We start from the raw sequence: 13,116 nt of genomic DNA on the forward strand, positions 1-13,116 counted from the left end.
ATATCGGTTCGTGATTTCGGTATCCGCCGGTCCGGGTGAAACGGTTGTCAATCCCTGACCGCCTCGTTATCGTACTGTGACCATGCCGGGATTTCCGATGAAAGCCATGACGAAGATCAACTCGTCGCGGTCGCCGATGCTGTACGGCGCCATCGCGGCGATGCTCGCCACGCTCATCGTCGGCGCGGGCCTGGCCATCGTGAACAAGAAGACCATCACGGTCGTGGTGGACGGGCAGGCCACCGTGCACGACACCATGTACCTGAATGTGCGCGGCATTCTCAAGGACGCCGGTTACGGCATCGACGCGCGTGATGACGTATCCCCTTCGCCCGGTTCACGAATCGGCGACGGCGCGACCATCCGGCTCAATCGCGCGCGCGAGATCTCGCTCATCGTGGACGGCACCCGCTCCAAGGCGTGGACCACCGCACTCACCGTGGCCGAGGCCATCGTGAAGCTGAATCTGCCCGGGGATGTGTTCAGTTCGCCCTCGCGGCCCACCCCGCTGCCGCTCGAGGGCGCGCAATTGCTCATCACCAATCCGCGCACCGTGGAGCTCGCCGATAACGGCAGCGCGCCGTCGCTGGTGCGACTGGCCGCGCCGACCGTCGGGCAGCTGCTCGAGGTGCAGGGGCGGCCGCTGGTCAATCAGGATTCGGTCGAACCGTCGCCGAGCACACCGCTCACCGACGGTATGAAGATCGTGGTCACCCGCAAGGTGATCGAAAAGCGCACCGAGCGAGTGCCATTGGATCCGCCGGAGAACATCATCCAGGATCCGACGCTCAATATGAGCCGCACCATCGTCGAGAATCCGGGCGTACCGGGCACGCAGGATGTCACCTTCGCCGTCTCCATCGTGAACGGCCGCGAGGCGGGCAAGGATCCGGTGCAGTCCACCGTGGTCGTCCCCGCCGCGCCCAAGACCATTCGCAAGGGCGCGAAACCCGGCACCGAGGTGCCCGAGGTCAAGGACGGTCCCATCTGGGACGCCCTCGCCAAATGCGAATCCACCGGCAACTGGGCCATCAACACCGGCAACGGCTATTTCGGCGGCATCCAGTTCGACCAGAGCACCTGGGAACGCCAGGGCGGCACCCGCTACGCCCCGCGCGCCGACCTCGCCACCCGCGAAGAGCAGATCGCCATCGCGGAGGTGACCCGCGCCCGCCAGGGCTGGGGCGCCTGGCCCGCCTGCACCAGCCGCCTCGGCATCAGCTGACGCCCAATCGATTTCGGGTGCACCCCTACCCGTCATCCCGGCGCGACCCCCCGTCATCCCGGCACGCTTTTGGCCGGGATCCACACAGCTTGTGCTCCAGCTGATATCCGGTGGATTCCGGCCGAAAGCACGCCGGAATGACGGGGCTTCGGTCTTACATCAAAGCGCCGCCGTCGACGCGCAGTTCGGTGCCCGTCATGTAGCGGCCGTCATCCGATGCCACCATGGCGACCGCGCCCGCGACGTCTTCGGGCTTGCCCAGTGCGCCGCCCTCGATCCAGCCGGGCAGCCGCGCCAGCAGCGACCAATCCGAATCGGCGGGCAGATCCAGTCCCGCGGTGAGGCTGGTGCCGATGCCGCCGGGCACGATATTCACCGCGCGCAGGCCCTTTTTCACGTATTCGAGGGCGATGGCGTGGGTGAAGGCGTTCACGCCCGCCTTGGACGCGGCATACGCGGCCATGTACGGCACCGAGCCGAACGCGGAGGTGGAGGAGAAGTTCACCACCACACCGCCGTGCGGCGAGTCGAGCAGTGTCGGCAGCGCGGCCTGGGTCATCAGGAAGGTGCCGGTGAGGTTGACCGTGAGTACCTGATTCCAGGTCTCCAGCGGCAGTTCGTGGGTGTGCCCGGCGCGCATGATGCCCGCGCCGTTCACCAATACGTCCAGCCCGCCGAGGAATTCGACGGCCTGCCCGAGTACCGCGCGCACGGATTCGGGATCGGCGACATTCAGATTCAGGGTGTGCAGCCGGTCCCGGGAATCGGCCGGGGTGGCGTCGATGGTGGCCTGCAGGCCGCTGTCATTGATATCGGCGGCGACCAGCTGGGCGCCTTCGGAGAGCAGGCGCAGGGCGATGCCCTGGCCGATTCCGGAGCCTGCTCCGGTGACGAGTACTCGACGTCCGTCGTATCTGCGCAACATGGCGCGAAATTAGAACAAGTTTCACTACGCGTCAATGGTTGGCCGAAATCGCCGATCACAGAGTTTTCTCATACTGGACGGTTGATCTAATAGCTAAGCTCAGTGCCGCACTCGAATTGTTCAGGGGTCGGGCCCGATGGAGGATTAATGCGGTTGTTCGGTTGGCGCGCGCGGATTTTCACCGCCGCCGTCGCCTCGGCGGGTTCACTGCTCATGGTTCCGGGAGCTCCGGCGCAGGCCGCCGCGCCGGGCACGGTGATCGATACGACCGCACATCCCGACGGCTGGCGCGGTATGGCCAACGGCTCCAGCGTGGACTACTGGACCACCCGCTCCAATGGCGAAGCCGTCCAGGCCAGTGGCGCGCTCATCATTCCGCCCGGCCCGGCCCCGGCCAACGGCTGGCCGATCATGGCCTACGACCACGGCACCTCCGGCCTCGGATCCGGCTGCGGCGGGCAGAGCGATGTCAGCCGCTTCAGCCGCCCCAAGGAGGACGCCATCCTCCAGTACTTCGTGAACAAGGGCTTCGCGGTGGTCGCCCCCGATTTCCTCGGACTCGGCAAATTCGATACCGGCCCGCACCCGTACCTGGAGACCCGCACCGAGGCGACCGCCACCATCGATCTGGTGCGCGCCGCCCGCGAGGCGCATCCCGAATTGTCGAAAACCTGGGCGCTGACCGGATTCTCGCAGGGCGGGCACGCGGCGCTGGGCGCTGCCAACCTCCAGTCGAGCTACGCCCCCGATCTCGATTTCCGCGGCACCATCGCCTCGGACCCGGCCTCGGATGTGGAGAAGTTCGTCCCGCTGGCCGGTCCGTACGTTCCGGAGATTCCGGGCCAGAACGGTAATGCCATCGACGGATTCGTCGTCAGCATGCTGGCCGGATTGCGCGCCACGCATCCCGAACTCGATCTGAACAGCTATCTGACCCCGCGCGGTCAGCAGGTGCTCGATCAGGCCGGGAGCCTGTGCTTCAACGACATCATGAAGGTCGTGGACGGCACCTCGGTCGGTGACCTGCTCGCCCGCCCGCTCGCGGACGACCGCTTCCGCGCCGCGATCAACGAGTACATGACCCTGCCCACCGCCGGCTACAACGCGCCGATCCTGTTGCTGATCAACGTGACCGACATGGTGGTGCCCTCCCCGCTGCATGCCGCGCTGGTCGCGCAGCTCGCCGCCAACGGCCAGGACTTCAGCGTGGTCACCGGTACCGGCGGCCATACCGAACTCAATCCGGCCATGTGGTCGGCCATCGACGCCTTCACCGCGCGGGTACTCGCCACCCCCACCCGATCCTGACCGCCGGATCCGGGCCACCGCGCAGCCCGGCCCCCGCGGTCCGCCGAACGCCCGCCCGCCTCCCCTCGGCGAGCGGGCGTTCCCCATTCCGCCCGAATTTGTCCAGCAACCGTCAAGCAAATAGCTTGTTGGACGAACACCCCGGAAGGGCAATCCCGCTTCCGGGGCGGAACCGGTGGAGGATTTGTGAGATTTACCAGCACTTTTGCTCGAAGACTGACGATGACGGCCGTGGCGTCCAGTGCGCTGCTGATGCTGCCGGTGACCCCGGCGCAGGCGGACGCACCCGGGTCGCTGATCTCGGCAACCCGTCAGCCCGATAGTTATCACGACATCGCGAACGGCTCCCTGGTGGAGTACTGGACCACCCGATCCAATGGGGAACAGGTCCGGGCCAGCGGTGCCATGTTCGTTCCGGCGGGCCCGGCTCCCGCGGGCGGCTGGCCGATCATGGCCTACAACCACGGCACCACCGGACTGGGCGCGAACTGCGGCGGCCAGTCCGATCCCGCGACCGCGCCGCTGCCGGTGCCGCTGGCGGCCGATGAGCGGCTGATGCGGTACTTCGTCTCGAAGGGTTTCGCCGTCGTCGCCCCGGACCATCTCGGCCTGGGCGTCTTCGATACCGGCCCGCATCCGTATCTGGAACTGCGCACCGAGGCGACCGCCACCATCGATATGGTGCGTGCCGCGCGCACCGCGAACCCGGGACTCTCGCGCACCTGGGCGGTGACCGGGATGTCCCAGGGCGGACATGCCTCGCTTGGCACCGCCAATCTGCAGGCGACAGCCGCGCCGGATCTCGACTTCCGCGGCACCATCGCCATCGATCCGGCCTCGGATGTGGAGAAGGCGCTCCCGATCGCCGGTCCCTGGGTGCCGCGGTTGCCCGGTGAAATCGGTAGCGGCGTAGGCGCTTTCAGTGCCAGCATTCTCGCCGGTGTGCGTGCCGCGCGGCCCGACGCGCAGGTCGACAGCTATCTGACCGACCGCGGCCGCCGCCTGCTCGATGACATCGGGACCGAATGCCTGCCCGCCATCTCCGAGCGCATGTCGCAGGTCTCGATGGGCGAGCTGCTCGCGCGCCCGCTGTCCGAGGGCCCGTTCCCGGCGGTGCTGCGCGACTACATGACCGTTCCGGTCCGGGGCTATGACGCGCCGATCCTGCTGCTGCTCAACGCCACCGACACCACCGTCCCGTCCCCGCTGCACGGCGCGCTCGCCGCGCAGTTCGCCGCCAACGGCTTGGATTTCGACACGGTCGTCGGGACCGGTTCGCATTGCCAGTTGAATCCGGCGATGTGGGCCGCCATCGAGGACTTCACCGGCCGCGTGCTGGCCACCCCGGTCCGGTCCTGACCGCCGCCCGTCCGATGCGGCCTGGAGGGGATCGCATCGGACGGGCGCGTGTCGGTCGCGGGGCGAGGCCGGAGCGGCGAGCGCGGGTTGATAGGTTTCGCAGGGTGTCCGAACCCGAAATCGCCGCTCGTGGAAAAGCCGCCCTGCTGGGTCCCGCCGATGTGCGGGCGATGGCCGAGCGATTCGGCGTGCGCCCGACCAAGCAGCTCGGACAGAACTTCGTGCACGATGCCAACACCATGCGGCGCATCGTGTCGGCCGCCGGGGTCACCGGTGAGGATGTGGCACTGGAAGTCGGCCCCGGGCTCGGATCGCTCACCCTGGCCCTGCTCGATGTCGCGGATCGAGTGATCGCCGTCGAGATCGATCCGGTGCTGGCCGGACATCTCCCCGGTACGGTCGCCGACCGCGCCCCGGAACTGGCCGACCGGCTCACCGTCGTGGAGCAGGACGCCCTGCGGGTACAGGCCGCCGATCTGCCCGCCGCGCCCACGGCGCTGGTCGCGAACCTGCCCTACAACGTGGCGGTTCCGGTGCTGCTGCACCTGCTGGCCGAATTCCCCAGCATCCGAACCACTCTCATCATGGTGCAGCTCGAGGTCGCCGACCGTCTCGCCGCCACCCCGGGCGGTCGCATCTACGGCGTGCCGAGCGTGAAGGCGGGTTTCTTCGGCGCCGTCCGCCGCTCCGGCACCGTTGGCCGCCAAATCTTCTGGCCGGTACCGCAGGTCGAATCCGGTCTGGTGCGCATCGACCGCTACGCCGAGGCCCCCTGGCCGATGGATGAGGAGCACCGCAAGAAGGTCTTCGAGGTCATCGACGCCGCCTTCGCGCAGCGCCGCAAAACCCTGCGCGCCGCGCTCGCGGGTTGGGCCGGTTCCCCGGTCGAGGCCGAAAGGCGTTTGGTGGCAGCGGGAATCGCGCCCACCGCGCGTGGTGAAACCCTCGATACCGCGGCGTTCGTCCGTCTGGCCGCGCAGGCGTGAACTAGTTCGGCAGGCTCAACATGGCACGCAGGTTGGCGGTGGTCACCGTCGCCCGCGCCTCGGGGTTCTCGGCCATATAGGTGATGAGCGAGAGCAGTGCGTTCGGTTCCACGTGCCACAGCTTCGGCATCAATTGGTATGTGCCCGTGCCGATCTCGTGGCCGGTGCGCGGATCCTCCAGCCGGAAGGCCAGTAGGGCCGTTCCGCTCTTGGGTTGGGTGCGGCCCTCGATATCGGTGAGTTGTTCCCACGGCGCGTCCAGCTTGTCGCCCATCCGGATTCGATCCGCACCGAGTGTCAGCGCCGGGCGTTCCAGCAATCCCATCGTGCCGATGACGAGGAAGAACGCCACCAGCACTGCACCGAGGATGGCCACGGGCAGGAAGTGGATTTCGAAGCCCCACAGCGTGATTCCGCACAATGCCGCCAGCAGGATGGGTAGCACGAGGAGATTGGACTCCCCGCGCAGCGGGCGGTGCAGCACCAGCGCCCCGGATTCCTCGGTGACTGTCGGCGGCGGCTCACCGATCACCAGGGTCGCCGGAAAGAACAGGGACAGCGCCAGGAGCAGCAGCGCCATTCCGATCGGCCGGTGACCGGCGAATCCGCCGAGGGCGAACGACACCGCGGCCGCGAACAGGCCGAAGGAGATCAGCCCGGCGAACATGAGGCCGAGCCCACCGCTCACCGTATTTCGTTCCCGCCGCGGCCACCGGTCGAGCCACCGGTAGCCGGGCGGTACGGATGCTTCCCCCGAGGCGGTGTGAAAATCCGGCACCATACGAACTGTATGGAGTTACACCTGGATTCGCAGGGCATCGAGCAGTCCGTCTTCGATTCCGTCGCCATCGGCGCGCGCGGTCACGGTGAGCTGCACCAGGTATTCGTAATTGCCAACGGGGACAATCACATAGCGGGTGTGCACCCACAGGATGAGGGCGTCCACGGAGTAGGTGCCGCTCACCGCCGCCGACGGAAAGCCTTGGTAGTCGGCGATTTCCGCGCCCAGCTCGCGCCAGTCCGGCAGCTGGCGGGCATCGGCGAACGCCGACTCCAGCAGTTCGGCCGGGTTCGACGGCTTGGACAGCCGGCCCACCAGCAGTACGACGTTATCGGCCCAGCCGTTCTCCGGCGGGCGGGTGTAGACGCCGTACGCGCCCGGGAACATGGCGGCGTCCACGGCCTGCCAGCTCGCGGCGAGTGGCAACTCGACCCGCGGTGTCCCGGCTTCGCCCGGCTGCACCGGCGCGATCTCGATCTCCGCTGCGGCCAGGTACTCGGCAATAGTCGTCACGAACTCTGCTCCTCGGCATCGCGGGCGAGGCGGTCCCCACCGCGTTCGCCAGCCATTGAACACGAACCGCTCGGGCGTCCGTCCGCGCGCCCCGCATACGACGGGGGCCGTCCGGATCGAATGATCCGAACGGCCCCCGTGGCGGCCGATATGCGCTCAGCCGCGGAAGCGGCGCAGGCGCAGGCTGTTGCTGACCACGAAAACGCTGGACAGCGCCATGGCGGCCCCGGCGAGCATGGGGTTCAGCAGGCCCGCGGCGGCCAGCGGAATGGCCGCCACGTTGTAGCCGAAGGCCCAGAACAGGTTGCCCTTGATGGTGCGCAGGGTGGCCCGGGACAGCTTGATCGCGGTGGGGACCGCGAGCAGATCGTCGCGCACCAGGGTCAGGTCGGCCGCCTGGATGGCGACGTCGGTGCCGGTGCCCATGGCCAGACCGAGATCGGCCTGGGCCAGCGCGGCCGCGTCATTGACGCCGTCGCCGACCATGGCGACCACCTTGCCCTGTTCCTGGAGCCGTTTCACCACGGCGAGCTTGTCACTGGGCAGCACCTCGGCGATGACCTCGTCGATGCCGACCTGATCGGCGACGGTGCGGGCGGTGGCGGCATTGTCGCCGGTGAGCAGCACCGGGGTGAGGCCGAGCGCACGCATCTCCGAGATGGCCTGCGCGCTGGTCGGTTTCACCGCATCGGAGATGACCAGCACGCCGCGCGCCACGCCGTCCCAGGCCACCGCGATGGCGGTCTTGCCGGCCTGTTCGGCGCGAGTCTTGGCGTCCGCCAGCGGGTCCGGCAGCGTGATCGACCAATCCGCGAGCAATTCGGTGCGGCCGATGACCACGGCCCGCTCGCCGACCAGACCCTGTACGCCCTTACCGCCGTGACTGACGAACTGTTCGACGGTCTCGGTATCGAGTCCGCGATCGGCCGCGCCCTTCACCACGGCCTTGGCGACCGGATGTTCGGAGCCGTGCTCGACCGCCGCGGCGACCGCCAGCAGCTCGTCGGTATCCACCTCGGCGGCCGGAATCGCCTCCGCCAGCGTCATTTTGCCGGTGGTGACGGTGCCGGTCTTGTCCAGCACCACGGTGTCGATGCGCCGGGTGGACTCCAGCACCTGCGGGCCCTTGATCAGGATGCCCAGCTGCGCGCCGCGACCGGTTCCCACCAAAAGCGCGGTGGGAGTGGCCAATCCGAGCGCGCACGGGCAAGCGATGATCAGCACCGCGACGGCCGCGCCGAAGGCGGTCGAGACGGCCGCGCCGGTGCCGAGCCAGAAGCCCAGGGCCGCGACGGCGATCCCGATGACGATCGGCACGAACACCCCGGCCACCCGATCGGCGAGCCGCTGTACGGGCGCTTTACCGTTCTGCGCGTCCTCGACCAGCGCGGCCATCTGCGCCAGTTGGGTATCCGCGCCGACCCGGGTGGCGCGCACGGTCAGCAGACCGCCCGCGTTCACCGTCGCGCCGACCACGGCATCGCCCGGACCGACCTCCACCGGCACCGATTCACCGGTGAGCATGCTCATATCGAGGGCCGAATTACCTTTGACCACGGTGCCGTCGGTGGCGATCTTCTCGCCCGGCCGCACCAGGAATTCCTCGCCGACCCGCAAATCGCCCACGGGGATACGGGTTTCGACGCCGCCGCGTACGACCGCGACATCCTTCGCACCCAGCTCCAGCAGCGCCCGCAGCGCGGAGCCCGCCTTCTCCTTGGACCGGGTCTCGAAATACCGGCCCGCCAGGATCGCCGTGATCAGTGTCGCGGCGACCTCGAAGTACAGCGCCGAGGACGAGTCACCGCGCACGATCGCCAGGCTGAAGGGGTGCTTCATGCCGACCATGCCCGCATCGCCGAAGAACAGCGCGTACACCGACCAGCCGAAGGCCGCCACGGTGCCCAGCGAGATGAGCGTATCCATCGTCGCCGCACCGTGTTTGGCGTTCACCCACGCGGCGCGATGGAATTGCGCGCCGCCCCACACCACGATGGGTGCGGTCAGCGTCAGCGAAAGCCATTGCCAGTTGGTGAATTGCAGCGCCGGGATCATGGCCATGGCGACCACGGGGATGGCCAGCGCCAGCGTCACCAGCAGCCGATGGCGCAGCAGCTGTGTCGCGCCGGGGGCCGAATCGCCTTCGGCATCAGCGGGTTTCACCGGTTCGGTGTGGTGCACGGCGGCGGTGTATCCGGTGTCGACGACCTTCGCGATCAGCTCATCGGCGGTCACCGATTCCGGGAAGCTGACCTTCGCCTTCTCGGTGGCATAGTTCACCGTCGCGGTGACGCCGTCGATCCGGTTGAGCTTCTTCTCGATGCGGGACGCGCAGGAGGCGCAGGTCATGCCGCCGATTTCCAGCTCGATGGACCGCTCCTGGGCTGGGGCGCTCATCAGTGACCTCCTCCGTGCTGCGAGTGCGCGTCCGAAGCGGATGCGGCGGTGATGGTTTCGTTCGTGAACTCGGCGGTGTGCACCGTGCCGCCGTGCTGGAAGTCCAGGTACAGGCGGTACGTGCCATCGCTCGGCGCCTGGGCGTGGAAGGCGACTTCCGGTCCGGGAGCGGTCTTTCCGACCTCACCCTCGGGGTGCACGTGCAGGTAGGCGAGATCGCTCGCCCGCAGTGCGACCAGGTGCGCGTACGCGCCCAGATACGGCTGCAAATCGGTGACCGGCTTACCGTCGCGGGTGACGGTGAACTTCAGTTCGCTTCCGGCGGTGGACAGATCGCCGTTCAGGGTGACCTGGTAACCATCCACCTGCGCGGTCTTGGATACCGGCGGCAGCGGCTTGGCCACCACGTCACCGGCCACGGTCACGGTCCGGCTGAGCGTCAGTTCACCCGGGCCGTCGGCGGGGGAGAAGTCGGTGAAGACCCGGTAGGTGCCCGGTTCGGCCCACTTCCAATCGATGGACCAGGTGCCGTCGGCGGCGAGTTCGGGATGTACGTGCCGGAACTGGCTCGCGTCCGAGCGGACCACGATCAGGTGCAGGTTCTGCTCGTGCAGGCTGTTGTATTTCGTGACGGCCCCCTGCGGTCCGGTGATCCGGAAGCGCAGTGCCCCTTGCTGATTCGCGGCCGTTGGCGCGGTGACATCGGTCAGGGCGTAGCCCTTCTCGCTGTCGGCGAGGCCCGGAGCGGCCGCGGAGGAATGCGCGGAGGTCGTGCCGGAGGCCGACCCGGCCGGATCGCCCACCAGGGCGCCGATGCCGAGTGCGGCCCCGAACAGTACGACCAGTCCGCCGCCGAACGCGGCGAACTTCAGTCGATCGTTCATTCAGCTCGCCACCTCGTACCCGGCTTCGTCGACGGCGGCCGTGACATCGGCGTCGGCGATCGGAGCGGTGGACTCGACCTTGACCAGTCCGGTGGCGAGATCGACATCGACATTGGTGACGCCGTCGATCTTGCCGATCTCCTTCCGGACGGATCCGACGCAGTGGCCGCAGGTCATGCCGGTGACGGTGTAGGTGCTGGTGGCCATTTCGACTCCTCGACTCGCGCTATACGGTGCGGGGGTATCCCCGACACTTCGAAAACATACCCCCCATGGGTACCTGGCGCAAGCGGTTCGACGCGAAAATTCAGCTCCCGGCGGCCTCGGATTCCGGCCACACCCGTAGTGCCAGCTCAGCGACCTTCGTCAACTCCGCGCGGCTCGCGCCATCGCGCGCGGACTGCGACATGCCCTGCATGACCGCGCCGATATAGCGGGCCAGCACGTCCGCGTCGGTGTCCGCGGGCAGCAGCCCGGCGGCGATATCGACGCGGACCCTATCGGCGAAGGCGTGCACATTGGCGGTGCGCATACCTTCCAGCATGGTCGCGACCTCGGCATTGGTGGTGTTGATCCCGGCGCTGATGACCATGCAGCCGTTCGGGAGTCCGGGCACGGTGTATTCCAGCGCCGCCTCGCGCAGGGTGCGGGCCACCGCGTGCCGGGCGGTGGGTTCCTCGGCGAGCGCGCGGGCCGCGAAGCCCGCGTAGTGGTTCGTGTACACGCCGATGGATTCGTTGAACAGCTGCTGCTTATCGCCGAACGCGGCGTACAGGCTGGGTGCGCCGATGCCGAGTTCGCCGGTGAGGTCGCTGATCGAGGTGGCCTCGTACCCCCGCCGCCAGAACAGCCGTAAAGCCTTGTCCAGTGCGGCATCTCGGTCGAATTTCCGGGGTCGGCCCCGGGTGGGTGTGGCCATACCAGCCATTTTATAGCGCTCGCTAAATAATGTGCTACGGTCCCTTTCTGTAACGATCGCTAGATAAAGGGAGCGCCGCTCATGAGCACACTCGCGGGCAAGACAGCACTGGTCACCGGCAGCGGCCGCGGTATCGGACGCGCCATCGCGCTGCGCCTGGCCCAGGACGGGGCCCGGGTCGCGGTGCACTACAACCGCGATACCGCGGCCGCCAAGCAGACCGTGGCCGATATCGAGGCGGCGGGCGGTTCGGCCTTCGCCATCGCGGCCAGGCTCGGCGTGCCCGGCGATGCCGAGGCGCTGTGGGCCGCCTTCGACGCACACGCGGACGGGCTCGACATCCTGGTCAACAACGCGGGCACCGACGGCATCCGCGAACCGATCGGCGGCACCGACGAGGAATCCTTCGACCGCGTCTTCGCCGTCAACACCAAATCGCCGTTCTTCGTGACGAAACTGGGACTGGAGCGGTTGCGGGACAACGGCCGCATCGTCAATGTCTCCACCGGGCTCACCCGCGGCGCGTACAAGCCGCAGCTGCTCGCCTACACCATGACCAAGGCCGCCATCGACGCGTTGACCAGCATCCTCGCCAAAGAGGTTGGGCCGCGCGGCATTACGGTCAATGCCGTCGCACCGGGCGCCATCGACACCGATATGAACGCCGACTGGCTGCGCACCCCGCAGGGGCAGGCCGCCACCGCGGCGCTGTCCCCGCTGAACCGGGTCGGGCAGCCCGCCGATGTCGCCGATATCGTCGGTTTTCTCGCCTCGGACGCCTCCCGTTGGGTTACCGGTCAGTGGATCGACGCCACCGGTGGCGTACTCCTGTAGGCAACTGCAACTAGGCTGTGCGCGTGCTGTCTGTTGTGCCCAGCCCCGTCGTCGTGCGCGCGCCCTCGAAGGTGAACCTGCACCTCGGGGTGGGTGATCTTCGCGAGGACGGATACCACGACCTCACCACCGTTTTCCAGGCGCTATCGCTGAGCGACGATCTGGAGATCGCCCCCGCGGCCGCCCTCACCGTGCAGGTCACCGGTGAGGGCGCCGACGAGGTGCCCACCGATCGCGGAAATCTGGTGTGGCAGGCCGCGGTCCGGCTCGCGCATCTGGGCGGGCGGGCACCGCTGGTGGAATTCGCCATCGCCAAGGGCATTCCGGTGGCGGGCGGGATGGCGGGCGGCAGCGCCGATGCCGCCGCCGCGCTGCTCGGTCTGAACGAGCTGTGGGAGCTCGGCCTCAACCGCGTCGAATTGTCCGATATCGCAGCCGAACTCGGCAGCGACGTCCCCTTCGCCCTGCACGGCCAGACCGCCCTGGGCCGCGGCCGCGGTGAGGAACTGCTTCCGGTGCTGTGCCGCAACACCTTCCACTGGGTGCTCGCACTCGCCAAGGGCGGCCTGTCCACCCCGGCGGTCTTCCACGAGCTCGATCGCCTCCGCGATATCGGCGACCCGCCGCGCCTGGGCAGCCCGGAGTCGCTGTTGCAAGCCCTCGCCTCCGGTGACCCGCATCAGCTCGCACCGCTGCTCGGCAACGATCTGCAAATCGCCGCCCTGTCCCTGAAGCCGGAACTCCGCCGCACCCTGCGCGCGGGCGTCACCGCGGGCGCGCTCGCGGGCATCGTCTCCGGCTCCGGCCCCACCTGCGCCTTCCTCTGCGAATCCGAGGAAGCCGCGATCGCGGTCGCCGCCGAACTCTCCGGCGCGGGCGTCTCCCGCAGCGTCCGCACCGCCCACGGCCCGGTCCCGGGCGCGCGCATCGTCTCCGGAGCCGTCGACTCCAAGCGCTGACCCACGCGCGGCTCCGGCCCCGATTC

Annotated in this window: 13 protein-coding genes; 6 read left to right on the top strand and 7 right to left on the bottom strand. The window is 68.3% G+C overall.

Going from position 1 to position 13,116, the window contains the following annotated elements:
• The first annotated feature begins 97 nt into the window (after positions 1–97).
• Positions 98–1,225: a transglycosylase family protein gene (locus ACFVUS_RS32670; protein WP_387775414.1), complete on the top strand. Its 1,128-nt coding sequence runs from the start codon at positions 98–100 to the stop codon at positions 1,223–1,225.
• Positions 1,226–1,379: 154 nt separating this feature from the next.
• Here ACFVUS_RS32670 and ACFVUS_RS32675 read toward each other — a convergent pair whose 3' ends face one another.
• Positions 1,380–2,147 (bottom strand): SDR family NAD(P)-dependent oxidoreductase, encoded by a 768-nt coding sequence (locus ACFVUS_RS32675; protein WP_387778418.1) that lies wholly within the window; start codon positions 2,145–2,147, stop codon positions 1,380–1,382.
• A gap of 150 nt (positions 2,148–2,297) precedes the next feature.
• On the opposite strand from ACFVUS_RS32675, the gene ACFVUS_RS32680 reads away from it, so the two are divergent.
• From ACFVUS_RS32680 to rsmA, 3 genes are all read left to right on the top strand, one after another.
• Positions 2,298–3,458 carry a lipase family protein gene (locus tag ACFVUS_RS32680; protein ID WP_387775417.1) on the top strand — a complete coding sequence of 387 codons (1,161 nt, stop codon included), beginning with the start codon at positions 2,298–2,300 and terminating at the stop codon, positions 3,456–3,458.
• Between the two features lie 222 nt (positions 3,459–3,680).
• A complete protein-coding gene (locus tag ACFVUS_RS32685; protein WP_387775420.1) occupies positions 3,681–4,817 on the top strand; it encodes a lipase family protein in 1,137 nt (378 codons plus the stop codon).
• Positions 4,818–4,921: 104 nt separating this feature from the next.
• Positions 4,922–5,803 carry a 16S rRNA (adenine(1518)-N(6)/adenine(1519)-N(6))-dimethyltransferase RsmA gene (gene rsmA, locus ACFVUS_RS32690; protein WP_387775423.1) on the top strand — a complete coding sequence of 294 codons (882 nt, stop codon included), beginning with the start codon at positions 4,922–4,924 and terminating at the stop codon, positions 5,801–5,803.
• A gap of 1 nt (position 5,804) precedes the next feature.
• On the opposite strand, the gene ACFVUS_RS32695 is transcribed toward rsmA, so the two are convergent.
• The 6 genes from ACFVUS_RS32695 to ACFVUS_RS32720 form a co-directional block, all read right to left on the bottom strand.
• Positions 5,805–6,581 (bottom strand): hypothetical protein, encoded by a 777-nt coding sequence (locus ACFVUS_RS32695; RefSeq protein ID WP_387775426.1) that lies wholly within the window; start codon positions 6,579–6,581, stop codon positions 5,805–5,807.
• Positions 6,582–6,599: 18 nt separating this feature from the next.
• Positions 6,600–7,097, bottom strand: a complete 498-nt coding sequence (locus ACFVUS_RS32700; RefSeq protein ID WP_387775429.1) for an LpqN/LpqT family lipoprotein — start codon at positions 7,095–7,097, stop codon at positions 6,600–6,602.
• 156 nt (positions 7,098–7,253) lie between these two features.
• Positions 7,254–9,494 (bottom strand): heavy metal translocating P-type ATPase, encoded by a 2,241-nt coding sequence (locus ACFVUS_RS32705; protein ID WP_387775432.1) that lies wholly within the window; start codon positions 9,492–9,494, stop codon positions 7,254–7,256.
• The gene (locus tag ACFVUS_RS32710) at positions 9,494–10,378 is read right to left on the bottom strand and encodes a hypothetical protein (RefSeq protein ID WP_387775435.1); all 885 of its coding nucleotides are present in this window, start codon (positions 10,376–10,378) and stop codon (positions 9,494–9,496) included. The genes ACFVUS_RS32705 and ACFVUS_RS32710 overlap by 1 nt, the downstream gene beginning before the upstream one ends.
• Entirely contained in the window at positions 10,379–10,585 is a 207-nt protein-coding gene (locus ACFVUS_RS32715) for a heavy-metal-associated domain-containing protein (RefSeq protein ID WP_387775438.1), read from the bottom strand.
• 100 nt (positions 10,586–10,685) lie between these two features.
• Entirely contained in the window at positions 10,686–11,297 is a 612-nt protein-coding gene (locus ACFVUS_RS32720; protein ID WP_387775441.1) for a TetR/AcrR family transcriptional regulator, read from the bottom strand.
• A gap of 81 nt (positions 11,298–11,378) precedes the next feature.
• On the opposite strand from ACFVUS_RS32720, the gene ACFVUS_RS32725 reads away from it, so the two are divergent.
• Together ACFVUS_RS32725 and ACFVUS_RS32730 are read left to right on the top strand one after the other, a co-directional pair.
• Positions 11,379–12,131, top strand: coding sequence for an SDR family oxidoreductase (locus ACFVUS_RS32725; protein WP_387775444.1), 753 nt, complete (start codon positions 11,379–11,381; stop codon positions 12,129–12,131).
• Positions 12,132–12,154: 23 nt separating this feature from the next.
• Entirely contained in the window at positions 12,155–13,090 is a 936-nt protein-coding gene (locus ACFVUS_RS32730; protein WP_387775447.1) for a 4-(cytidine 5'-diphospho)-2-C-methyl-D-erythritol kinase, read from the top strand.
• The last annotated feature ends 26 nt before the right edge of the window (positions 13,091–13,116 follow it).

Source organism: Nocardia sp. NPDC058058 (genome assembly GCF_042885355.1).
Lineage (GTDB): Bacteria > Actinomycetota > Actinomycetes > Mycobacteriales > Mycobacteriaceae > Nocardia.

Bases quoted from the DNA above. Each gene is read 5' to 3' on its own strand.
- ACFVUS_RS32670 (WP_387775414.1), top strand. From the start codon at position 98: ATGAAAGCCATGACGAAGATCAACTCGTCGCGGTCGCCGATGCTGTAC.
- ACFVUS_RS32680 (WP_387775417.1), top strand. From the start codon at position 2,298: ATGCGGTTGTTCGGTTGGCGCGCGCGGATTTTCACCGCCGCCGTCGCC.
- ACFVUS_RS32685 (WP_387775420.1), top strand. From the start codon at position 3,681: ATGACGGCCGTGGCGTCCAGTGCGCTGCTGATGCTGCCGGTGACCCCG.
- ACFVUS_RS32705 (WP_387775432.1), bottom strand. From the start codon at position 9,494: ATGAGCGCCCCAGCCCAGGAGCGGTCCATCGAGCTGGAAATCGGCGGC.
- ACFVUS_RS32710 (WP_387775435.1), bottom strand. From the start codon at position 10,378: ATGAACGATCGACTGAAGTTCGCCGCGTTCGGCGGCGGACTGGTCGTA.
- ACFVUS_RS32715 (WP_387775438.1), bottom strand. From the start codon at position 10,585: ATGGCCACCAGCACCTACACCGTCACCGGCATGACCTGCGGCCACTGC.
- ACFVUS_RS32720 (WP_387775441.1), bottom strand. From the start codon at position 11,297: ATGGCCACACCCACCCGGGGCCGACCCCGGAAATTCGACCGAGATGCC.
- ACFVUS_RS32725 (WP_387775444.1), top strand. From the start codon at position 11,379: ATGAGCACACTCGCGGGCAAGACAGCACTGGTCACCGGCAGCGGCCGC.